Here is a 21,341-nt window from a genome sequence, read left to right on the forward strand (position 1 = left end):
TATATCCAGATTGCACCCCAACTAAGTCCAATATAAGGTGCTTCCTATGGCAGCACCTGTTGAAACATTTTTTCTGGACCCAGACGCCCAAGGCACGCTTCAGGCTCAGATCCAGCAAATGATCGCCGAGGCGATCTTGTCCGGGCGCCTGCCCCGTGGCGAAAAGCTTCCCTCAACGCGGAAACTGTCAACCCATCTGGGTGTTAGCCGGATCACAGTGACATTGGCCTATACCGAGCTTCAGGCGAACGACTATCTCTCGTCCAAGGGAAGATCGGGCTTTTATGTCTCGGAGAACGCTCCGGAACCACCCAGCTTCCAACCCCGCGCCCGGGGCGAAGACAAGGTTGATTGGCATCGCGCCATTGGCAACCATTTCACCGGCGGCAGCACGCCGCAAAAGCCGCAGAACTGGCGGCAACAGAAATATCCATTCATCTATGGTCAGGCTGACCCGAAGTTGTTTGACCACAACGCATGGCGCCTTTGTGCCCTTCGTGCGCTTGGGCACAAGGACCATGAGATCATGATGGGCGACTATTACGATCAGGATGATCCGCAACTGATCGAATTCATCGCGCGCCACATTCTTCCCCGTCGCGGCATTCTGGCCCGGCCCGAGGAAATTCTGATCACGCTGGGCGCGCAGAACGCGCTGTGGATGGCCGCGCAAATCCTTCTGACCCAACGCCGCACCGCTGCGATTGAAGACCCGTGTTACTATTCCCTGCGCGACGTGCTGACCCAAAGTCGCTGCCATTTGGTCAACATCCCCGTCGACCGCGACGGCCTTCCACCCGAAATGTTGCCAGACGGCACCGATGTCATCTTCTCCACGCCCAGTCACCACAGCCCGACCACAGCCACCATGCCGATCGAGCGGCGCAAGGCGCTTTTAGCGCGCGCCAAGGAACTGGACGCGGTGATCGTCGAGGACGACTATGATTTCGAGATGTCGTTCCTGAAACCGCCTTCGCCCGCGTTGAAATCCTTGGATCGCGAGGGGCGTGTGATCTACGTGGGAAGTTTCTCGAAATCTCTGTTTCCGGGACTGCGCCTTGGCTACATGGTCGGATCCGAACCCTTTATCCGCGAAGCCCGTGCACTGCGATCTGCCGTGCTGCGCCACCCGCCCGGCCTGATCCAGCGCACCGTCGCCTATTTCTTGTCGCTGGGCCATTACGATGCCCTGATCCGCCGCATGGGGAGCGCCTATCAGGAACGGCGTGAAGTCATGAACCAAGCCATTGAAGAGACGGGGCTGACCATAGCGGGACGCGGCGTTTTTGGCGGCTCGGCCTTTTGGATGCGCGCGCCAGACGGCGTGGACATGGACAAGTTGGCTGGACAGCTGAACGCCAAAGGTGTTTTGATCGAACCCGGCACACCGTTCTTTCGCGGCCCCAACCAACCAACCAATTTCTATCGGATCGCCTATAGCTCGATTCCAGCCGCGCGTATCCCCGAAGGGATCTCGCTGATTGCGGATGAGATCACCTCGGCCGAAAGATCTGGCGCCAGATAGCCAATGCAACTGGCCCTATAGGCGATGGGTCACGCTGCCTAATAAAGATTCAGGAAAACAAAAAGGGTGACCGAAGTGAACTCGGCCCCCACTGCCATTTCAAGGGAGAGCGTGAAGATGAAAATGACCACGGAAGAAGCGTTCGTAAAAGTGCTTCAGATGCATGGGATCGAACATGCTTTTGGCATTATCGGATCTGCAATGATGCCGATTTCTGACATTTTCCCCGATGCGGGCATTACCTTCTGGGACTGTGCCCATGAAGGATCGGGCGGCATGATGGCCGACGGCTATACCCGCGCCACCGGCAAGATGTCGATGATGATCGCGCAAAACGGCCCGGGCATCACCAACTTCGTGACTGCTGTCAAAACCGCTTACTGGAACCACACTCCGCTGCTGCTGGTCACCCCGCAGGCCGCCAACAAGACCATCGGTCAGGGTGGTTTCCAGGAAATGGAACAGATGCGCATGTTCGCTGACTGCGTTTGCTATCAGGAAGAAGTACGCGACCCGTCTCGTGTTGCCGAAGTTCTGAACCGCGTGATCATGAACGCCAAGCGCGCCTCGGCGCCAGCGCAGCTGAACATTCCGCGCGATATGTTCACCCAGATCGTCGACATCAACCTGCCTGCCATCGTGGACTTCGAACGCCCCTCGGGCGGCGCAGAAGCCGTGGCCGAAGCTGCAGCCTTGCTGTCGGACGCCAAGAACCCGGTCATCCTGAACGGTGCCGGTGTGGTTCTGTCGAAAGGTGGCATCGACGCTTCCAAAGCGCTGGCCGAGCGTCTGGACGCCCCGGTTTGCGTTGGCTACCAGCACAACGACGCCTTCCCGGGCTCGCACCCGCTGTTTGCTGGTCCCTTGGGCTATAACGGCTCTAAAGCCGGCATGGAGCTGATCAAGGACGCCGACGTCGTTCTGTGCCTTGGCACCCGCCTGAACCCGTTCTCGACCCTGCCGGGCTATGGCATGGAGTACTGGCCCGCAGACGCCAAGATCATTCAGGTCGACATCAACCCCGACCGCATCGGCCTGACCAAAGCCGTATCCGTAGGCATCATTGGCGACGCAGCCAAAGTCGCCGATGGCATTCTGGCGCAACTGTCGGATACCGCCGGTGATGCAGGCCGCGACGAGCGCAAAGCCAACATCGCGCAGAAGAAATCCGCTTGGGCCCAGCAGCTCAGCTCGATGACGCACGAGGACGACGATCCGGGTACCACCTGGAACGAACGCGCCCGCGCAGACAAGCCCGAATGGATGAGCCCCCGCATGGCGTGGCGCGCGATCCAATCCGCCCTGCCGAAAGAGGCGATCATCTCGTCCGACATCGGCAACAACTGCGCCATCGGTAACGCCTACCCGTCCTTCGACGAGGGCCGCAAGTATCTGGCGCCCGGCCTGTTTGGCCCCTGTGGCTATGGCCTGCCAGCGGTTGTCGGCGCAAAGATCGGCTGCCCGGATGTTCCGGTTGTTGGCTTCTCGGGCGACGGTGCTTTCGGCATCGCCGTGACCGAACTGACCGCCATCGGTCGCGAAGAATGGCCCGCCGTGACGCAAATCGTCTTCCGCAACTACCAGTGGGGCGCCGAGAAGCGCAACTCGACCCTGTGGTTTGACGACAACTTCGTGGGTACCGAGCTGGACCAGCAGGTATCCTACGCTGGCATCGCCAACGCCTGTGGTTTGAAAGGCGTTGTCGCCCGCACCATGGACGAGCTGACAGATGCACTGAACCAGGCCGTGAAGGACCAGAAGAACGGCATCACCACCCTGATCGAAGCCATGATCAACCAAGAACTTGGTGAGCCCTTCCGTCGCGACGCGATGAAGAAGCCAGTAAAAGTTGCTGGCATCAGCAAAGACGACATGAAGCCTCAGCAAGTCTGATCGCAACACCCCGGGCGCGAGGTTCCTCGCGCCCGGACATTTGGCCGAGAACTTTACGACTCCCCGTCCCCTGACCCCGAGGCCCTGATGAAACCGCTAGAAACCCTTCTGAAAAATGCGGCCCGCACCAACCTGCGGATCATCCTCTCCGAGGGCAGCGACCCGCGTGCTGTGACCGCTGGGTATCAGGCAGTTACGCAAGGAATTGCGCGCATTGGTCTTGTGGGCAACACAGCAGAAATACAGGCCGAGTTCGCAGCACAAGGCATCGAAATTCCGGACGGGATCGAGATCCACGATCCTGCGACTTCTTTACTTCGCGATGAACTGGCCGAGCATTATCACAGCTTGCGCAAACACAAGGGTGTGACGCCTGAAGATGCGCAGACCGCCGTGGATCTGCCTCATATCTTCGCAGCCCTTCTGGTTAAATCCGGCCACGCCGATGGCACCGTGGGCGGCGCTGTTGCGACCACCGCAGACATCGTGCGTGCCGCTATCCAGATCATCGGGACCAAACCGGACACCAATCTGGTATCCTCCTTTTTTCTGATGCTGTTCTGCAAGGAACACCATGATCGCAAGGGGGCAATAATCTTTGCCGATAGCGGGCTGGTGGTTGATCCGTCGGCTGACGAAATGGCACAGATCGCCCTCAGCTCGGCCCATTCATTCGAGCGCCTGATCGGCGAAGCGCCTCGCGTGGCGATGCTGTCATTCTCGACCCGTGGAAGTGCCGAACATGACGCGGTGTCGAAAGTCGTGACCGCGACCGAGACCGCCCGCACCCGCGCGCCAAATCTGATAATCGACGGCGAGCTTCAATTCGACGCTGCCTTTGTGCCGGACGTGGCCGCCCGCAAAGCCGAAGGCAGTCCCCTTCAGGGCAACGCAAATGTCTTTATCTTTCCCAATCTGGAAAGCGGAAACATCGCCTATAAGATCGCCCAACGTATGGGTGGGGCCGAGGCGATTGGGCCAGTCCTTCAGGGGCTGGCCAAACCGGCCAATGATCTTTCACGCGGATGTTCGTCCGAGGACATACTGCATATGATTGCCGTCACAGCCGCACAAGCCAGCGACAACGAATAGCCTCTATTGCCCGTCCGAGTCCGCGATCGACAGAACAGTCGCAGCGACGATCTCGTCTACAGTTGCGCCGCGGCTTAGATCACAGATCGGTTTTCGGAAGCCCTGCAGGATTGGGCCATACGCTTTGGCCCCTGCCAGTTGCACCAGCAGCTTGTAGGCGATGTTGCCAGCGTCCAAATTTGGGAAAACCAACACATTGGCGCGACTACTTATGCCCGCCTGTTTTTTCTGCGCCGTCACAATATCCAAGGCAGCATCCGCCTGGACCGGCCCGGGAAACCCCGTGATATTTGCGGCTTCGCGCACTTTCTCGACCGCCTCGCCTGTTCCGGAATATCCTGTCGAGAAGGACAACAGCGCGACATCAGCGCGCCCCAGAAGGGACTTTGCGGTCTTGGCGCTTGCATTGGCGATATCCGCCAGTTCCTGAGAGGTCGGAGACACGTTGACCGCGCAATCGGCAAAGATGAATTCCTGCCCATCGGGAAGAACCATAAGGAAATAGCTGGACGGCGTTTGGATACCGTCTTCAAGCCCGATCACCATTGACGCGGCTTCGATCACGCGGCGAGTGGGGGCGATGGCGCCTGCCACCATCAGATCCGCTTCACCCGTCGCGACCATGGCCGCTGCCCGCATGAGGGGCCGTTGCAACAGCCGCTTGGCAATCGTGCTTCGCATTGCCCGGTTGGATGTCAGCGCGTTCACGTGATGCTCGGCTTGTTCGACAAGTGCAACCGGCGTCACCAATCCGTCGGCATCCAGTCGCGCAGCAGCCTCTGAAATGCGGGGATCTTCCATTTCGGGAAAGACAACGCGCGGCTTTCGCTCTGCGGCGATCTCGAAGGCGCGATCCAGCGTGGCCGTCATGAAGCTGTCCTATCAAGAGGTTGGGTTGCGGATCGTCCTATAACTTGTTGTCAGCACAAAGATCAACGCTGCGGCGACGATGATTGACGGTCCGGCAGGCGTATCCAACCGCAGCGACGCCCAAAGCCCTGCCCCGCTGGCGGCCCAGCTGACCAGTACTGCCGCAATCACCATCTGCAACGGAGACGTCGAAACGCGGCGCGCGGCGGTGGCCGGAATAATCAGCATGGCAGACACCAAAAGCGCCCCAACAACCTTCAATGACACCGCAACCACCAGCGCAATAGACACCGTGATGACAAGGCTTTCGCGGTTGGGCTTCACACCTGAAGCCGCCGCCAAATCGGGGCTGAGTGTGGACAGCAGCAATTTGGACCAGCGCCACGCGATAACTGCAGCTATCAAGGCAGCGCCCCCCCAAATCAGCAGAAGATCGGATCGCGTGACCGTCAGAATATCTCCGAACAGATAGGCGGACAGATCAACCCGCACGTTAGGCACGAACGATATTGCGACCAGCCCTGCTGACAGCGCCCCGAAGGACAGAACGCCAAGCCCACTGTCTGGCGACTGCCCCTGCGCCATCATCCAACTGATCGCGCCAGCCATAGCCAACGCGACGATCAACGTGCCGAGGCTGATTGGAACCGAGAAGATCAACGCCAACGCGACACCCAAAATGGCCGCGTGGGCCGTAGCATCGCCAAAATAGGCCATCCGACGCCATACGACGAAGGCCCCCAAAGGACCGGTTGCGATGGACAAGCCAAAGGCAGCAAGTGCTGCGCGCACAAGGAAGTCATCCAGCATGTTCGACCTCGTCCTGCGGTGCCCGGTGTTCTTGGCTGTGTTCGTGGCTGTGATCATGCGTGCAGTTATGATCGTGATCGTGGTCATGCGCATGCTGATACAACGCCAGCGCGCCTTGCGTGCCATGACCAAACAGCGCCCGATATTCAGGAGCGTTCTGCACAACTTGGGGTTTGCCCTCGCAACAGACATGCCCGTTCAGACAAATCACCCGATCCGAGGCGCTCATCACCACGTGCAGATCATGCGAGACCATCAGAACAGCAACACCCGTATCACGGCGCACATCCTCGATCAGGCGATAGAAGCCCGCCTCGCCCATCTGGTCCAGCCCCTGTGTCGGCTCGTCCAAGATCAGTATGTCGGGATTTTCCAGCAAGGCACGCGCCAAAAGAACGCGCTGCAACTGACCACCAGACAGCTCTGCCACTTGGCGTGCTTCGATCCCGGGCACCCCTACGCGTCCCAGCATCGCCGAGATCTGATCCGGCTTGTGCGACTTTGGAAGGTTCAGAAAGGTGCGCACGGGCAATGGAAGTGTCGGATCAAGCGCCAGCTTTTGTGGAACATATCCAATGACCAAACCCGCCTTCCGTGTGACCTTCCCCTTGGATTGGATCAGCCCCAGAAGTGCCCGCAGAAGCGATGTCTTGCCTGATCCGTTGGGGCCAACGATGGTGACAATCTCGCCCGGCGCGACGGACATGTCGACTTTGTCCAGCACAAGCTGCGCGCCATGACGGACCGTCAGGCCCTTGGCCTCGATCAACGTCATACCGCTGCCTCGTCCTGACAGGATGGGCATAGGCCCAATGCCTCGACATTGGCGCGTTCGACGGCAAAACCCAGCTTCGCGCCCGCCTCGTTGATCATCGAACGCAAGGCAGTTGCCGGGATCTCGGCCACGGCCTTGCAGGTTCTACAAATAAAGAAGGCTGGGGCGTGGTCGCATTCAAATGTGGTGCAGGCCGTGAAGGCATTCAAGCGCCGAATTCGGTGCGCAAGCCCCTGATCCACAAGGAATTCCAAGGCACGATAAGCGACGGGCGGCTGGCTGCCGAAGCCATCTTCAGACAGGCGTTCCAGAACATCATACGCCCCCATCGCGCGGTGCTCCTCAAGCAAAATCTCTAAAGTACGGCGGCGTACCGGCGTCAACCGCGCCCCAGCTTGAAGACAAATACCCTCGGCGCGCGAAAGCGCGTCGCTGGTACATGACGTGTGGTCGTGGTCGTGGAACGCGCTGGCAGGATCGGACATGTGTTGACACCTGATCTGTGTAATATTATCACCTTTTAAAAATGATATAACATCACACTAACCGGAGCAAGCCCCGATGACATTGACCCGTGCCACAGTTGCACTGTGCATTGTGCCAACTTTTCTGATGTCGGAAACGCCGAAAGCCGTGACCGATTTCGCACCCATCCATTCTCTTGCCACACAGGTGATGGAGGGCGTAGGCGCACCTGAGCTGCTGCTGCCGCAAGGCGCCGATCCGCACGGTTTTCAAATGCGTCCGTCGCAAATGCGGTCCCTGTCGGATGCTGATCTGCTGATTTGGGTTGGCCCGGCCATGACGCCGTGGCTTGAGCGTGCTGTCGAAGGGGCATCGCTAGATCACAGCATGGCACTATTGTCCGAGGCAGGCACAGTACTGCGCGAAGGCGGGCATGACCACGGCCACGACGATTCCGAGGAGCATGAAGGCGATCACACGGATGATCACGGACATGACGACCATGCAGAACATGATCACGAGCACGAGCACGAGCATGAAACGCATGACGACCATGATCATGACACGCACGCCGTGCATGTCGAAGGTGTCGACCCGCACGCATGGCTGTCACCCCAGAACGCACAGGTCTGGATTGAAGCCATCGCCGAAGAGCTGTCCGAGTTGGATCCCGAGAACGCCGGGCGGTATCACGAAAATGCCCACAAGGCGCAGGAAAACATCGCCGCGTTGGACAGCCGCATTCAAGCGCGTCTTGCCCCTGTTCAAGGCAAGGGATTCATCCTGTTCCACGATGCGCTTGGCTATTTCACAGATCACTATGCGCTAAACAGTCTGGGAGCGATCCGCGAAACTGATGCGGCTCCGCCCTCGGCCGCGCAACTCGCCGAAATTGCCGACCAGATCGCGCAGGGCGACGTGTCGTGCATCTTCTCAGAGCCCACACAGGGCACATCTCTGGTGCAGGAGCTGGCCAAGAACGAAGGCATTGGAACTGCGGCTCTGGATCCCGGCGGAGCGACCCAAGATATCGGACCAATGCTGTATGAAAACCTGATGTGGACGATGGCAGATACGATCGCCGCCTGTTTGGAGGGTAATTAAACGGAAAGGGGCGCCCAAAAGGACGCCCCTTTATTCGATTAGTTGGCGATCAGAAGAACGCCTGCAGGTCGGTCTGTGCGCGACCAAGGATCAGGGCGTGGACGTCGTGGGTGCCTTCATAGGTGTTCACTGTTTCCAGATTCACCATGTGGCGGATCACGTTGAATTCCAGCGAGATACCGTTGCCACCGTGCATGTCACGGGCGTGTCGGGCAATTTCCAGTGCCTTGCCGCAGTTGTTGCGCTTGATGATCGAGACCATCTCGGGCGCGGCTTTGGCTTCGTCCATCAGGCGACCAACGCGCAGCGCGGCTTGCAGGCCCAGTGAGATCTCGGTCTGCATGTTGGCGAGTTTCAGCTGGAACAGTTGGGTTTGTGCCAGCGGCTTGCCGAACTGTTTACGGTCCAGACCGTACTGACGCGAGGCGTGCCAGCAGCTTTCAGCAGCACCCATGGCGCCCCAAGCGATGCCATAACGCGCACGGTTCAGACAGCCGAACGGGCCTTTCAAGCCTTCCACGTTGGGCAGCAGCGCATCTTCCGACACTTCCACGCCGTCCAGAACGATCTCGCCGGTGATGGACGCACGCAGGCTCAGCTTGTTTTCGATTTTCGGCGCGGACAGGCCTTTCATGCCTTTTTCCAACACGAAGCCACGGATCTTGCCGCCATGGGCATCCGACTTGGCCCAAACAACGAAGACATCCGCAATCGGCGCGTTCGAGATCCACATTTTCGATCCGTTCAGCACATAGCCGCCATCGACCTTCTTGGCCGTGGTTTTCATGCTTCCGGGATCCGAACCCGCATCGGGTTCGGTCAGACCGAAACAACCGATCCACTCGCCCGAGGCCAACTTCGGCAGGTACTTGTTACGCTGCTCTTCCGAGCCATAGGCGTAGATCGGGTACATCACCAACGACGACTGCACCGACATCATCGAGCGATAGCCGCTGTCGATGCCTTCCACTTCGCGGGCAACCAGACCATAGGTCACGTAACCGGCACCGATGCCGCCGTATTCCTCGGGAATGGTGGTGCCCAGCAGGCCCATCTCGCCCATCTCGGCGAAGATTTCCGGGTCGGTGGTCTCGGTTGCGTATGCTTCAGTGACGCGCGGGGCCAGCTTCTCGGCGCAATAGGCCTTGGCCGCGTCGCGGATCATACGCTCGTCTTCATTCAACTGGTCTTCCAGCAGGAACGGGTCTTCCCAGTTAAAGCTGGACAGTTCAGGGCGGGATTGAGGGGCAAGATCGGCCATGTCTCAGGCTCCTTTCGCGTTGATGGAGGCTTCGATGGAAGCTTCCAGAATATCAAGGGCTTCGTCCAGCTGATCAGCCGGAACAGTCAGGGGCGGCAACAGGCGCACGGCGTTGCCACGGGTGCCGCACGGCAGGATGATCAGACCGCGCTTTTCAGCCTCGGCCACAATCGCCATGGTCAGCGCTGCATCCGGTGCATTGGTTTCGCGGTCGGTGACCAGTTCAAAGGCCACCATCGCGCCCAAGCCGCGCACATCACCGATGGCTTCCATGCCCTGACGGGCCGCAATATCGGTCAGGCGTGCATTGATCTTCTCACCAATCTCGGTGGCGCGATCACACAGCTTTTCTTCGTCGATCACGTCCAGAACGGCGTGCGCGGCAGCGACAGCCAGCGGGTTACCGGCATAAGTACCGCCGATGCCACCCGCTGGGGCGGCATCGACGATCTCGGCCCGGCCAGTGACAGCTGAGAGCGGGAAGCCCCCGGCCAGACCCTTTGCCATGGTCACCAGATCGGCAGCGACACCAGCATGATCGAAGGCAAACATTTTGCCGGTCCGCGCAATGCCTGCCTGAACTTCGTCCGCGATCAGGACAATGCCGTGTTCGTCACAGAGGGCGCGGATCGCTTTCAGGAACTCAGGCGGCGCGATATTGAAGCCGCCCTCGCCCTGAACGGGCTCGATGATCATCGCGGCAACACGCTCGGGGTCGATCGAGCTTTTCAGCATGTTGTCCAGTACCGCCAGCGACTGTTCGACCGAAACGCCGTGGAAGGCATTCGGGAACGGGGCGTGCAGCACTTCGGGCGGCATGGCGCCAAAGGCTTTCTTATAAGGGTTCACCTTGCCGCACAGCGCCATCCCCATCAGGGTGCGGCCGTGGAAAGCGCCCGAGAATGCAATCACGCCCGAACGGCCGGTGTAGGCACGGGCCATCTTCACGGCGTTCTCGACCGCTTCAGCGCCGGTGGTGACCATCATGGTCTTCTTGGCGAAATCACCCGGCGTGGCGGCATTCAAACGCTCGGCCAGCGATATGTACCCCTCATAGGGGGCAACGTGGAAACAGGTGTGGGTGAAGGCCTCGGCCTGTTCGGCCACGGCAGCCATCACCTTCGGATGGCGATGACCTGTGTTGTTCACCGCGATCCCTGCGGCGAAATCGATGAAGCGTTTGCCATCAACATCCCACAATTCTGCGTTCTCGGCGCGCGCGGCATAGATGCCACGGGTAGCGACACCGTTTGCCACCGCATCCGCGCGGCGGGTCATAAGAGCTTCTGTATTCGACATGCGAACCCCCAGACAAAATTTGATTCCGCTCCATATTGCGCAAAATCCTGAGCAATGCTATCAAAATTTTGCGCAAGATATAGAAAAGCAGAGACTCGCCATTGGCCCGAACGGGTGCAGGCAAAGGGGATCAGTTATGCATGATGAGTTTGACGTAGGCACCCGGCTGAAAGAGCTGAGACAGCAATTTGGCTTGTCTCAAAGGCAGTTGGCCGAAGCTGCGGGGGTCCCCCATGGCCAGATTTCCATGATCGAGCGGAACCATTCGTCGCCATCAGTCGCAAGCTTGCGCAAGATATTGGGCGGCTTCCACATGTCCATGTCGGAGTTTTTCGAACCTGAAGCACCCGCCACCCAGCAGGTTTTCTTCACACCGAGCGAACTGCGCGACCTGACATCCGCACTATATCAGGACAACGAAGCGGCCCAACGCATGATCACCATCAAACAGGTGGGCGACGCCAAAGCGCACGGGCTGCAGGTGCTGCAAGAATTCTATGAACCCGGCGCTGACACCGGCGAAACCATGATCGAACACGAGGCCAACGAAGGCGGCATCGTGATCGAGGGCGAGCTGGAAATCACCGTGGGCGAGGAAACCCGCGTGCTGAAAACCGGCGATTCCTATCTGTTCAACTCGCGCGAGCCACATCGGTTCCGCAACATCTCGGACCGGCCGGCACGCGTCATCTCGGCCTGCACCCCCCCATATCTATAGGAGCTTCCATGCACCCGCTTGAAGGACTGAAAGTCGTAGAACTTGCCCGCATTCTGGCCGGGCCATGGATCGGACAATCTCTGGCCGATCTGGGCGCGGATGTGGTGAAGGTCGAGGCCGAGACCGGCGATGATACCCGCACATGGGGCCCCCCCTTCATCGAACGCGACGGCGACAAAACCGCCGCCTATTACTATTGCGCCAACCGGGGCAAAGACGTGATCACCGCCGATTTCCGCACGCCTGAGGGGCAGGAAAAGGTGCGCGAACTGATCAAAGATGCCGACATTCTGGTCGAGAACTTCAAGGTTGGCGGGCTAGAGAAGTACGGGCTGGATTACGATAGCCTGTCAAAGCTGAACCCGCGCCTGATCTATTGCTCGGTCACCGGCTTTGGGCAGGACGGGCCGTGGGCTAAACGCGCGGGGTATGACTTTCTGCTGCAGGGTCTCTCGGGCCTGATGTCGGTGACGGGTGATCCAGCAGGCCAACCACAAAAAGTAGGCGTCGCGATCACCGATATTGTCACAGGGCTTTACGGGACCATCGGCATTCTGGCCGCGGTCGAACAGCGCCACCGCACCGGGCGCGGGCAGCATGTGGATATGAGCCTGTTGGATTGCGCCACTGCCCTGATGGCCAATCAGGCGATGAACTATCTGGCAACTGGGAACAGCCCCAATCGGTTGGGGAACGAACATCCGAACATCGCCCCCTATCAGGTTTGCCCGGTGAAGGATGGGCATATCATTCTGGCCGTTGGCAATGACGGGCAGTTTCAGCGGTTCTGCGGTGTGATTGGGCGCGAGGAACTGGCCTCGGATGCGCGGTTTGGCACGAACTCTGACCGAGTTGCCCATCGCGACGCGCTAAGCCCAGCCATCGAGGATGCCTTGTCGACTTGGACCATGGCTGACATTTTGGCAGCGCTAGAAGACGCCACCGTCCCCGCCGGTCCGATCAACACGATGGAGCAGACCTTCGAGAACCCCCAAATTCAGCATCGCGGAATGCAGATCACCCCCGAAGGGGTACCCGGCGTACGCGGGCCATGGGTGTTTTCGGATGCCGAGCTGAAGCTGGACCGTACAGCGCCGGTGCTGCCCAAAGGCAAGGAATAGCGAAAAGGGCAGACGTATCGCGCCTGCCCCATTGCGACTTTCCGGCTGATATTACTGGAACACGGCGGTCGGGTTGTCCAAGCTGTCCGAGCCCTCGACCGCGACGTCGCCCGCGCCAACCACGGCAACGGCACGTTCGATATTGCGGGTTTGATCCACCAGACGATCAATCGCATTCTGAACCAGCGCACCGCCCGGATGCCCCGCACCCAGCATCTGGTCATACGACGTTCCCGCTTCGGCCGCCGTGCGGATGTCACCTAGCGCGATCATGGTTTCGTTCATGTCACCCAGCAGGTTGTCCGCCAGCGCGCCGTCTGCGGCTTTCACCAGATCATACAGTGACGCGCCTTCAACAACGGACCCATCGATGCGGACATAGCGGCCTGTATAGACGTTGCGAATGCCCAGACCGTCGAAGTAATGCGAATTGTGGGTGTTGTCCGAAAAGCAGTCATGCTCTTCTTCCGGATCATTCAACAGAAGGCCGAGCTTCATACGCTCGCCAGCTTGTTCTCCATAGGACAGCGATCCAATTCCAGTCAGCGCCATTGTGACACCCTGACCGGCATCCGTTGTCACATCGGTACGGCCTTGCCCGCTTTCTGACCAGTTTGCCACCGCTTCTTCCAAATCCGAGATCAGCAGATCTGTGGCCGCCACAAGGTACTGCGCACGGCGATCACAGTTGCCGCCGGTGCAGTTGGAAGCGCTAAAGTCTGACGCCGGACGCATGCCCGCACCGTGATCTGTGCCCGACAGGTCTTGCCCCCAAAGCAGGAACTCGATGGCGTGATAGCCAGTGGCCACGTTCGCCTCGATGCCTTCAACTTCGTGCAGGCTTTCCAGCAGGTCCGGCGTGATGGTCGTTGCATCGATCATCGCGCCACCAACATTCAGCTTGGCATTTGCAATGACATTCGCGGTCGAGAACGGGTTTTCGTCATTCCCGCCATAATCGGCGGCGATATAGTCAATCAGCCCCTCGTCCAGCGGCCACGCGTTCACTTTGCCTTCCCAATCATCAACGGTTGGGTTGCCAAAGCGGAAGGCTTCGGTTTGCTGATATGGTACACGGGCGGCCAGCCAATCTTTTCTGGCGGCTTCAAGGGTCGCATCAGAAGGTGCAGCAACCAGAGCATCAACCGAGGCCTTCAACGCTTTGGCCGTAGACAGGCTGTCTTCATAACCGGCCAGTGCAATATTGGCATAGTTGGTTACGACCTCTTCGGGTGTGACAGCAAATGCCGCTGACGTGGCAAGACTGGCGATACTGGTCGCCAAAAGAGCATTACGGAACATATGAACCTCGTGTGTTTCATTCGCGGCTCAATTACCAAAGTATTTTTATCGGGTAAAGATTTTTCTGAGTATTTTTGTCGGACTTTCCAATCCCGCAACAAAAAAAAGCCCGGCCAAATGGGCCGGGCTCTCACAATCATCTTACGGGCTATTCGTCTGATGTCGCATCTGCGGGCGGTTCCGGAAACCCAGGTAATGTCCCGCTACGAATGGCATCCCGAAAATTGGCTTCGAACGCCTCTGTGATCTGCTTCACCACGCGCTTTTGGGCACGCTCATCGCTTCCAAAACGTATTATGGTGACGTTCTCGGCTTTGTTTTCAAGCCCTTCTCCCAACTTGCGCAGATCGCGGCCAGCTTCTGGTGTCGTCTTGATCAACATCACATACGTGTTGTCAGGCAATTCAATCTTGGGATTCTCCAGACTGCTATCATCTGGTCCCGCGTCCCGAAGGTCTCCTCCTGCCAGAACGATGATCATCTGCCCAGCGGGATAGGTCTGAAGCTTTCGAACGGTCGCGCGAAGTGCGCGAAGACCTGGCTCATCCGGCGCTGATGCCTCGGGATCATAGTCTTCCAGCAACTCTTGGAGTTCGCCGACTTTCACTTTTCCGAGCCGATCCACGCGCGTTTCCAGCCCGTTGCCAAATGCCACCAAAGACAAATCCACCCGACCCCAAATTTCGCCCAGATCTTCTTTGACACCACGCATCAAGCGCTGAGCCGAGCGCGCTGTCATCTTCTGTGCATCGCCACTGACATCGGCAATCAGGGTCACTCCAAACAGTTTGCTAAGCTCTGCGTGAGCCGGAAGTGCAAAACCGACGGCCCCACAAAATGTCAAAAGCAGCGAAAAACGAGACAAGTTTTTAGACATAGATTTCATTGGTTTCATCCTTATCTCAACCACTCGCGAATTCTGGGGCGATCACAGTCATAGGCCATCTTGTTGAATGCGGCGGTAAAGCCCAAGGCCGAGAACCGCACCACATGCTTGGCTTTCTCATTTTTCCCCGTGCCTCGGATCACAACCTCTTTCCCGCGACGGATGGCGCGGACGATGTCGGCAGATGCAAACCCACTGCGAAGATCAACTGGGCGCACGCGCCCGTCTTCGATGTTCAGACGGATTTTGCGTCCATCGACAGTGGCCGTAATCGGAAAATCGTTGTTGAAGCGGTTCGGGGTCACAAAATCAAAGTAAAGTGAGTTTCCGCGCGCTGACGGATCAGCATGGATTTCCATTCGCGGCACCGTATAGGTTTTGAACCCCTTGGTGCTCTTCGCAAAGCTGACGATCGCACAGGTCCCATCCTCGGAATCGTCATAGCTGATCCAATCATCAAATCGCTTGAAGCCGGGTTCACCACGCAGGTCTTTTCGCTTTGGCTTGAACTTTTCTTCGAGCAATTGCTCCGCGATCGCCTTGTTCAAATAGCGCGTTGGCTCGTGTCCATTCGACGATGCGTATTCTACCAGCATGTCACGCTCTCGACCGGTGAAATCACCCAGACCGACATCTTCTGCATTCGAGTATTTCTGGTTCAGAACCCAACGTATATGACGAATGTCACGCGGCTTCAGCTCCAGCGCTTCCTCTTCTTCAAGGCTCCCAATCTCGCTAGGTTGGAAAGGTCCGCCTTTGGCACCACATTCATTGGCAAGGGCCGCGGTAATACCTGTGGTCGTCAAGTTGGTGTATGACGCTGAATGGAACTCGTCATTGCCGTCACGCCCAGTCAGATGAAACAACACGGCATCGTCGCCATCACCTTGCAGGATCGTCCAAAGTGGCTCGGATTCAAGGTTCTTTGGTTTGACGTCAAAAACACCCGAAAACTTGTCGCGCTGGTTTTGATGTACGATTTGAAGCTGTTCCCAATCACCATCCCGTGTCGCTTCGATGCTTACGAGACCCTTCTTGCCAGATGTTTTGTATTTGGCCACAAGCAGTGGCGCATCGTCCGACGTCTTGGACCGGGGTTCAAAGATGACTGAACAGCTTCCTTGATCCCCCTTGATAACCTCGTATTTCATGTCCGCCTGCGCGCTGGTCGCAAAGGTCGACGCCAGCCCTGCCGCGCCAAGGAAAGCTGTCCAACGGGATATGCGATGTCTGGTGTATGACGCTTCAGATCTTGTCATGATGTGATCCGTCCCTTCGTGAATTTTTTCTATCAATTACAAGTAGCATAACCGCTAAATCTGTCGACTTTCAAAGATTCATCAGGGAAATCGTTGGTTTTCATCATTTTTAACGGACTGGTGCAGGGCAACGGTCTGGTTTACCACCGCAGCCTAGAACCAAGAGGATCGAGATGGCCCTGAAGCTTGACACTTTGGCTGAACTTTCAGCGCTGGATGCAGATGACATCATCGACGTGCGTGCGCCATCCGAGTTCGCCGAGGATCACATTCCCGGCGCAATCAACCTGCCCGCGCTCAGCGACGCCGAACGCGCCCGCGTAGGCACGATTTACGTACAAGACAGCCCTTTTAAAGCGCGCAAGATCGGGGCGGCCTTGGTCGCACGCAATGTGGCAACCCATCTTGAAACCGAACTGGCCGAGCAGCCGGGGGGCTGGAAGCCTGTGGTCTATTGCTGGCGTGGTGGACAACGTTCCGGTTCGGTTGTTTCGATCCTGTCGCAGATCGGCTGGCGCGCCCAGCAGCTAGAAGGCGGGTACAAATCTTATCGTCGTCTGGTGAAGGCGCTGCTCTATGATGCGCCACTTCCGCACAAGTTGATCCTGATCGACGGAGGCACCGGCACCGCCAAGACTCGCTTGCTTGAGGCGCTGAACGAAGCTGGCGCTCAGGTTCTGGATCTCGAGCATCTCGCCAGCCACCGCGGCTCACTGTTCGGGCTAGTTGGCCCAGCGCAGCCCAGCCAAAAATGGTTTGAAAGCCAAGTCGCCATGGCACTCAGCCGTTTTGACCCGTCGCGTCCTGTGTTTGTCGAGGCCGAGAGCAACAAAATCGGTCGTTTGATCGTGCCCCCCAGCCTATGGCAAAAGATGATCCGCGCACCCCGGTTTGAACTGTCAGCCCCCCTGCCCGCCCGCGCCAAACATCTGGCCCGTGATTATGACGACCTGATTGAAGACCCCGTCCGGTTAGAGGGCATCCTGGAACAGCTTGTGTCGTATCATGGACGCAGTCAGGTTGACCTGTGGCACGGGTTGGCCCGCAATGGCGATATGTGCGCCCTTGCAGAGGGATTGATCGAAACACACTATGACCCTCGCTATCGGCGCATCACCCGCAAGGAAGCACCCGACCCAACGCGGATTGCACTGCCTGATTTGTCAGACTCCACCTTGGCCGAGACCGCTGCAACCCTGATCGCGCAAACTGACGACTGAGCGATCTAACGGCAGAGAATGCTGGGGCTGCCAGCCTGCAGTTGCCCAATGACAAATACCTGTCTGCCTTCGGCGGCGAAGGCGTCCAGCGCGGCTTGCACATCCCGCTCGGGCACGGCGGCCAGAAAACCACCTGCGGTCTGAGGATCATGCAGCAGCACGCCTTTGGAACCGTCCGCGCCATTGACCGGAGCAGCCTCTTTATTGGCATCGTGGATGGTCGACCGCACGCCAGCTTCCGCCAAGACCTCGGCCCCCGGATAGGTTGGCACCGCGCGCAAATCCAGTTCGGCTGCCACGCCTGATGCGCGACAAATGGCCATCAGATGTCCTGCCAGGCCAAACCCCGTCACATCGGTCATCGCCGTTGCGTGGGGCTGCAACAGACGCGCCTCGCCCCCTTGCGAGTACGCCATGCTTTGCATCAGCTGCGCTACATCGCGCCCATCCGCACGGCCCTGCATTTCGCCGGCCAGCAACGTACCAGACCCGATGGGGCGGGTCATAATCAGGTGATCCCCAGGCTGCGCCCCTGCAGTGGTCAACGCCTGCGTGCCCTCGGGCAACAGACCCGTCATGGACACACCGATCGTCATCTCGGCCCCCATGCTGGAATGCCCGCCGATCAGAGCCACCTGTTCTTCTGCAAGGAACGCGGACACCTGCGCCAAAATCTCGTCCATCGTGCGGGTCTGAAACGCTGCACTCATGCGGGGCATGATGACTGACAGCATTGCGGTCTTGGGCTGCGCCCCCATCGCCCAGATGTCCCCCATCGCATGGTTCACCGCGATCCGCGCAAGGGCGCCGTGATCATCAGTGAAAGCTCGCAGGTGATCCGTGGTCAGAACCTGAACTGCTCCACCCACACGCATGACCGCCGCATCATCCCCCGGCCCTGTCAGAACCTCATCCGGCATGGGCTGGTCCAGTTTCGACAGCGCCTGCGTCAAGCTGCCCGGAGCAACTTTTGACCCGCAGCCGCCACACAGCGGCGCCGTGTCACCGTCATTCCCGCCCAGCGCCTGTTCTTGCGTTTCAGGCCCGCGCGACATGGCCGGATATTCCCGGAACTTCTGCATGAACTTCTGGTCGATGTGATCCTTCCAGCGCCAAAGACCGGGCAACGCAATCGCACGCCCCCATTTTTCGGCCAAGGCTCGCTTGCCGCCCATCGAGATCAGCTTCAGATAATCATTTTGCGGCTTGAAGGGCTTCATGGACCCGCCTGTCAACGCGGCCCGCAAATTGTGCGCCAAAACAGGCGCCGCGCGCACAGCGAACACTCCGGCTTTGGGGCGCGGGTCATGCAGCATCTCGGCGCAATCGCCCACAGCAAACAAATCGTCATGCCCCTGCACTTGGAACTCCTGCCCGACCGGGATGAACCCATCCGGCGTCAAAGGCAGTGCGGTCTCTTGCAACCAGCCATGGGCGAAGGCCCCGGCGGTTCCCACGATGAACTGGCTGTCGAGCATCGCGCCATCGGCCAGCACCACATGATCCGCTGTGATCCGCGCGACCAAGGCCCTCGCATGAAGCGCCACCCCCAAATCGCGCATCGCTGCACGCAAAGGAGCGCGTGCCGCCTTGGCGCGCGCCGTGATGTCATCCCCTGCTTCGATCAGATGCACCTTCGTATTTGGGTGATCCCGCAACGCGTGCGCCATCGCCAAGGCCAGCTCGACCCCGGCCACGCCAGCCCCAATCACTACCACGTGGGGCGCAGCATCACCCGCAGCGACAGCGCGCAGGAAGTCCTGCCATTTGGCTGCATAGACATCCAAGGGCTTCGCGCCGCAAGCATGTTCGGAAAACCCGGGAATGTCGGGCATCTGCGCATGGATCCCGATATCGACCGAGGCCACATCATACCCGATCTCACGCCCGCCCTCGACAGTGACCGTCTTCGCCACCGGATCAATCTCGGTGGCATGTCCGATCACCAACCGCGCGCCTGCAAATCGCGCCAGTTTCACCAGATCAATGTCCAACGCCTCGCGCGTGTAGTGGCCTGCGATATGTCCCGGAAGCATCCCTGAATACGGCGCCGTCGGGGCCGGATTGATCAGTGTCAGTCGCGCACCGGCCAAGGGCTTCATCCCCCATTGGCGCAGCACCAACGCATGGGCATGACCACCCCCGATCAACACAAGGTCTTTTGTCAGAACCGACTGAGCAAGCATCACAGATCACCTTAACAACTGTTGCCCTAGGCGATACCTGACCACGCGTTGAATGACCACTGCCGAGGCTTTCACAAGGGCGCGACAGTTTCGTTCCGATTGGAAAACGTGGCGGTGCAGAGTTTTCATCTTGAGCCCCCCAAAAACGCGGCGCAAGGTGGCCCCATGTGGCATACGGACCAACAGGACAGAACCACCAATGACGCAGACCCAGACGAACAGTTCAACCGCCTCATACCGCGACACCTACTATACGCGCACCATGGTGCCATCGCTGGACGCAGCGCCCCTGACAGATCGGATCGAGACAGAGGTCTGCATCATCGGAGGCGGCATCGCCGGTATCAGCTGCGCCTATGAATTGACCAAGGCCGGAAGAGCTGTGGTGTTGTTGGAGGCAGATCAGATCGCATGGGGTGCAAGCGGTCGCAACGGTGGTGTGGTCGGGCCGGGTTTTGCCGCAGACGGCGCAGCCATTGAAAAGAAACTTGGCATGAAGACCGCCAAGCAGATCTTTGATCTGTCCCAAGAAGGGGTCGATATCTTCCGGTCTTACACCGAAACTCTGGCCCTACCCGGCGTCGATATGCGCCCCGGAAGTTTGTCGGTGACGCGGTATCGCGACGCGCAGGCGATGCAGGATTACATCAGGCACAAGGCCGACGCCTATGGCTATCAACTGGACTATATTTCGACCGAAAAGCTGCGCGAGATGGTGCGCACCGATCGGTATTTTGATGGCGTTTATGACCCGCAGGGCTTTCACGCCCATTCGCTGAACTATTGCCTTGGACTTGCCCGGGAAACACAACGCCTAGGCGGGCGCTTCTTTGAGAACACGCGTGCGGTCTCGATGTCGCGTCACGGGGCGGGTCATCTGATCACCACGCCAGCCGGCTCCATCCAGTGCCAGAACATCATTCTATGCCAAGGCGGGATGGTGGACGGGTTTCACAAGAGATTGCAACGCAACCTGCTGCCCATCGGCACTTTTGTGACTGCTACCGAACCTCTTGGCGATTTGGCGGACGAGATCATCAGTACGACAGCTGCCATTGTCGACACGCGGATGGCTTGCGACTATTTCCGTATCACGCCGGACAGGCGATTGCTGTGGGGTGGCGGCATGACGGGCATGGCCTTGGAGCCCGCAAATCTGGAACAGCAGATGCGCCGCGCCTTAACGTCCGTTTTCCCACAGCTTGCAGATGTCAAAATCGATGCGACATGGAGCGGTCTTCTTGGCTATGCGCGCCACCGCATGCCCTATGTGTGCGAACTGCATGACGGCGTCTGGGCCGCCACTGGCCTTGGTGGTCACGGCATCAACGTGGGACCTATCATCGGGCGCCTGATCGCCGAAGCGCTTGTCGAAAATGGCCAACGCCACAAGGTGCTGGACTCTTACGGCCTGACTTGGAATGGCTCCATGTTCGGGCCGCTGGCGGCAGACACGGTGTATTACTGGGAAGCGCTGAAAGAGCGGTACTTTGAATGGCGCTATCGTTAAGCAGAAAAGAACAAAGGGGGCCGCTTGGCCCCCTTTCAAATTCCC

18 protein-coding genes are annotated in these 21,341 nt (G+C 58.7%); 8 read left to right on the top strand and 10 right to left on the bottom strand.

The window, feature by feature from the left end; all coding sequences use genetic code 11:
• Nucleotides 1-46: 46 nt before the first annotated feature.
• The 3 genes from pdxR (at nt 47) to pta (ending at nt 4,510) form a co-directional block, all read left to right on the top strand.
• Nucleotides 47-1,525: a MocR-like pyridoxine biosynthesis transcription factor PdxR gene (pdxR, locus tag ALP8811_RS08820; RefSeq protein ID WP_108856745.1), complete on the top strand. Its 1,479-nt coding sequence runs from the start codon at nt 47-49 to the stop codon at nt 1,523-1,525.
• Nucleotides 1,526-1,642: 117 nt separating this feature from the next.
• The gene (xsc, locus tag ALP8811_RS08825) at nt 1,643-3,418 is read left to right on the top strand and encodes a sulfoacetaldehyde acetyltransferase (RefSeq protein WP_108856746.1); all 1,776 of its coding nucleotides are present in this window, start codon (nt 1,643-1,645) and stop codon (nt 3,416-3,418) included.
• Nucleotides 3,419-3,505: 87 nt separating this feature from the next.
• Nucleotides 3,506-4,510: a phosphate acetyltransferase gene (gene pta, locus ALP8811_RS08830; RefSeq protein WP_108856747.1), complete on the top strand. Its 1,005-nt coding sequence runs from the start codon at nt 3,506-3,508 to the stop codon at nt 4,508-4,510.
• A gap of 3 nt (nt 4,511-4,513) precedes the next feature.
• Here the strand turns inward: pta and ALP8811_RS08835 are convergent, their stop codons facing one another.
• From ALP8811_RS08835 to ALP8811_RS08850, 4 genes are read right to left on the bottom strand one after another with little or no spacing between them, the layout of a single operon-like run.
• Complete coding sequence (locus tag ALP8811_RS08835; RefSeq protein ID WP_108856748.1) at nt 4,514-5,380, bottom strand: phosphate acyltransferase; 867 nt, start codon at nt 5,378-5,380, stop codon at nt 4,514-4,516.
• Nucleotides 5,381-5,392: 12 nt separating this feature from the next.
• Entirely contained in the window at nt 5,393-6,190 is a 798-nt protein-coding gene (locus tag ALP8811_RS08840) for a metal ABC transporter permease (RefSeq protein WP_108856749.1), read from the bottom strand.
• A complete protein-coding gene (locus tag ALP8811_RS08845; protein WP_108856750.1) occupies nt 6,180-6,965 on the bottom strand; it encodes a metal ABC transporter ATP-binding protein in 786 nt (261 codons plus the stop codon). Before ALP8811_RS08845 ends, ALP8811_RS08840 begins: the two co-directional genes overlap by 11 nt.
• Complete coding sequence (locus ALP8811_RS08850) at nt 6,962-7,450, bottom strand: Fur family transcriptional regulator (protein WP_108856751.1); 489 nt, start codon at nt 7,448-7,450, stop codon at nt 6,962-6,964. The genes ALP8811_RS08845 and ALP8811_RS08850 overlap by 4 nt, the downstream gene beginning before the upstream one ends.
• 76 nt (nt 7,451-7,526) lie before the next feature.
• Between ALP8811_RS08850 and ALP8811_RS08855 the strand changes: the two genes are divergently transcribed.
• Nucleotides 7,527-8,534, top strand: coding sequence for a zinc ABC transporter substrate-binding protein (locus ALP8811_RS08855; RefSeq protein WP_108856752.1), 1,008 nt, complete (start codon nt 7,527-7,529; stop codon nt 8,532-8,534).
• 49 nt (nt 8,535-8,583) lie between these two features.
• On the opposite strand, the gene ALP8811_RS08860 is transcribed toward ALP8811_RS08855, so the two are convergent.
• Together ALP8811_RS08860 and gabT are read right to left on the bottom strand one after the other, a co-directional pair.
• Nucleotides 8,584-9,795: an acyl-CoA dehydrogenase gene (locus tag ALP8811_RS08860; RefSeq protein WP_108856753.1), complete on the bottom strand. Its 1,212-nt coding sequence runs from the start codon at nt 9,793-9,795 to the stop codon at nt 8,584-8,586.
• Nucleotides 9,796-9,798: 3 nt separating this feature from the next.
• Nucleotides 9,799-11,094, bottom strand: a complete 1,296-nt coding sequence (gene gabT / locus ALP8811_RS08865; RefSeq protein WP_108856754.1) for a 4-aminobutyrate--2-oxoglutarate transaminase — start codon at nt 11,092-11,094, stop codon at nt 9,799-9,801.
• Nucleotides 11,095-11,230: 136 nt separating this feature from the next.
• Between gabT and ALP8811_RS08870 the strand changes: the two genes are divergently transcribed.
• Both ALP8811_RS08870 and ALP8811_RS08875 read left to right on the top strand, forming a co-directional pair.
• Nucleotides 11,231-11,812: a cupin domain-containing protein gene (locus tag ALP8811_RS08870; protein WP_108856755.1), complete on the top strand. Its 582-nt coding sequence runs from the start codon at nt 11,231-11,233 to the stop codon at nt 11,810-11,812.
• 8 nt (nt 11,813-11,820) lie between these two features.
• Entirely contained in the window at nt 11,821-12,933 is a 1,113-nt protein-coding gene (locus tag ALP8811_RS08875; RefSeq protein WP_108856756.1) for a CaiB/BaiF CoA transferase family protein, read from the top strand.
• A 51-nt stretch (nt 12,934-12,984) separates the two neighbouring features.
• Here ALP8811_RS08875 and ALP8811_RS08880 read toward each other — a convergent pair whose 3' ends face one another.
• From ALP8811_RS08880 to ALP8811_RS08890, 3 genes are all read right to left on the bottom strand, one after another.
• On the bottom strand, nt 12,985-14,235 hold the full coding sequence (locus ALP8811_RS08880) for an imelysin family protein (protein ID WP_108856757.1): 1,251 nt from the start codon (nt 14,233-14,235) through the stop codon (nt 12,985-12,987).
• Nucleotides 14,236-14,383: 148 nt separating this feature from the next.
• Entirely contained in the window at nt 14,384-15,121 is a 738-nt protein-coding gene (locus tag ALP8811_RS08885; RefSeq protein ID WP_108856758.1) for a hypothetical protein, read from the bottom strand.
• Between the two features lie 11 nt (nt 15,122-15,132).
• On the bottom strand, nt 15,133-16,380 hold the full coding sequence (locus ALP8811_RS08890) for a hypothetical protein (RefSeq protein ID WP_108856759.1): 1,248 nt from the start codon (nt 16,378-16,380) through the stop codon (nt 15,133-15,135).
• A gap of 173 nt (nt 16,381-16,553) precedes the next feature.
• Here ALP8811_RS08890 and mnmH point away from each other — a divergent pair, with 173 nt between their 5' ends.
• On the top strand, nt 16,554-17,600 hold the full coding sequence (gene mnmH / locus ALP8811_RS08895) for a tRNA 2-selenouridine(34) synthase MnmH (RefSeq protein WP_108856760.1): 1,047 nt from the start codon (nt 16,554-16,556) through the stop codon (nt 17,598-17,600).
• A gap of 5 nt (nt 17,601-17,605) precedes the next feature.
• Here mnmH and selD read toward each other — a convergent pair whose 3' ends face one another.
• Nucleotides 17,606-19,786 (bottom strand): selenide, water dikinase SelD, encoded by a 2,181-nt coding sequence (gene selD / locus ALP8811_RS08900; RefSeq protein WP_108856761.1) that lies wholly within the window; start codon nt 19,784-19,786, stop codon nt 17,606-17,608.
• A gap of 199 nt (nt 19,787-19,985) precedes the next feature.
• On the opposite strand from selD, the gene ALP8811_RS08905 reads away from it, so the two are divergent.
• The gene (locus ALP8811_RS08905; RefSeq protein WP_181363726.1) at nt 19,986-21,296 is read left to right on the top strand and encodes an NAD(P)/FAD-dependent oxidoreductase; all 1,311 of its coding nucleotides are present in this window, start codon (nt 19,986-19,988) and stop codon (nt 21,294-21,296) included.
• The last annotated feature ends 45 nt before the right edge of the window (nt 21,297-21,341 follow it).

This window comes from Aliiroseovarius pelagivivens, from assembly GCF_900302485.1.
Classification (GTDB): Bacteria; Pseudomonadota; Alphaproteobacteria; order Rhodobacterales; family Rhodobacteraceae; genus Aliiroseovarius; species Aliiroseovarius pelagivivens.

Coding starts and splice junctions, on each gene's coding strand:
- pdxR (WP_108856745.1), top strand. CDS start 47: ATGGCAGCACCTGTTGAAACATTTTTTCTGGACCCAGACGCCCAAGGC.
- xsc (WP_108856746.1), top strand. CDS start 1,643: ATGAAAATGACCACGGAAGAAGCGTTCGTAAAAGTGCTTCAGATGCAT.
- pta (WP_108856747.1), top strand. CDS start 3,506: ATGAAACCGCTAGAAACCCTTCTGAAAAATGCGGCCCGCACCAACCTG.
- ALP8811_RS08835 (WP_108856748.1), bottom strand. CDS start 5,380: ATGACGGCCACGCTGGATCGCGCCTTCGAGATCGCCGCAGAGCGAAAG.
- ALP8811_RS08840 (WP_108856749.1), bottom strand. CDS start 6,190: ATGCTGGATGACTTCCTTGTGCGCGCAGCACTTGCTGCCTTTGGCTTG.
- ALP8811_RS08845 (WP_108856750.1), bottom strand. CDS start 6,965: ATGACGTTGATCGAGGCCAAGGGCCTGACGGTCCGTCATGGCGCGCAG.
- ALP8811_RS08850 (WP_108856751.1), bottom strand. CDS start 7,450: ATGTCCGATCCTGCCAGCGCGTTCCACGACCACGACCACACGTCATGT.
- ALP8811_RS08855 (WP_108856752.1), top strand. CDS start 7,527: ATGACATTGACCCGTGCCACAGTTGCACTGTGCATTGTGCCAACTTTT.
- ALP8811_RS08860 (WP_108856753.1), bottom strand. CDS start 9,795: ATGGCCGATCTTGCCCCTCAATCCCGCCCTGAACTGTCCAGCTTTAAC.
- gabT (WP_108856754.1), bottom strand. CDS start 11,094: ATGTCGAATACAGAAGCTCTTATGACCCGCCGCGCGGATGCGGTGGCA.
- ALP8811_RS08870 (WP_108856755.1), top strand. CDS start 11,231: ATGCATGATGAGTTTGACGTAGGCACCCGGCTGAAAGAGCTGAGACAG.
- ALP8811_RS08875 (WP_108856756.1), top strand. CDS start 11,821: ATGCACCCGCTTGAAGGACTGAAAGTCGTAGAACTTGCCCGCATTCTG.
- ALP8811_RS08880 (WP_108856757.1), bottom strand. CDS start 14,235: ATGTTCCGTAATGCTCTTTTGGCGACCAGTATCGCCAGTCTTGCCACG.
- ALP8811_RS08885 (WP_108856758.1), bottom strand. CDS start 15,121: ATGAAATCTATGTCTAAAAACTTGTCTCGTTTTTCGCTGCTTTTGACA.
- ALP8811_RS08890 (WP_108856759.1), bottom strand. CDS start 16,380: ATGACAAGATCTGAAGCGTCATACACCAGACATCGCATATCCCGTTGG.
- mnmH (WP_108856760.1), top strand. CDS start 16,554: ATGGCCCTGAAGCTTGACACTTTGGCTGAACTTTCAGCGCTGGATGCA.
- selD (WP_108856761.1), bottom strand. CDS start 19,786: ATGCTTGCTCAGTCGGTTCTGACAAAAGACCTTGTGTTGATCGGGGGT.
- ALP8811_RS08905 (WP_181363726.1), top strand. CDS start 19,986: ATGACGCAGACCCAGACGAACAGTTCAACCGCCTCATACCGCGACACC.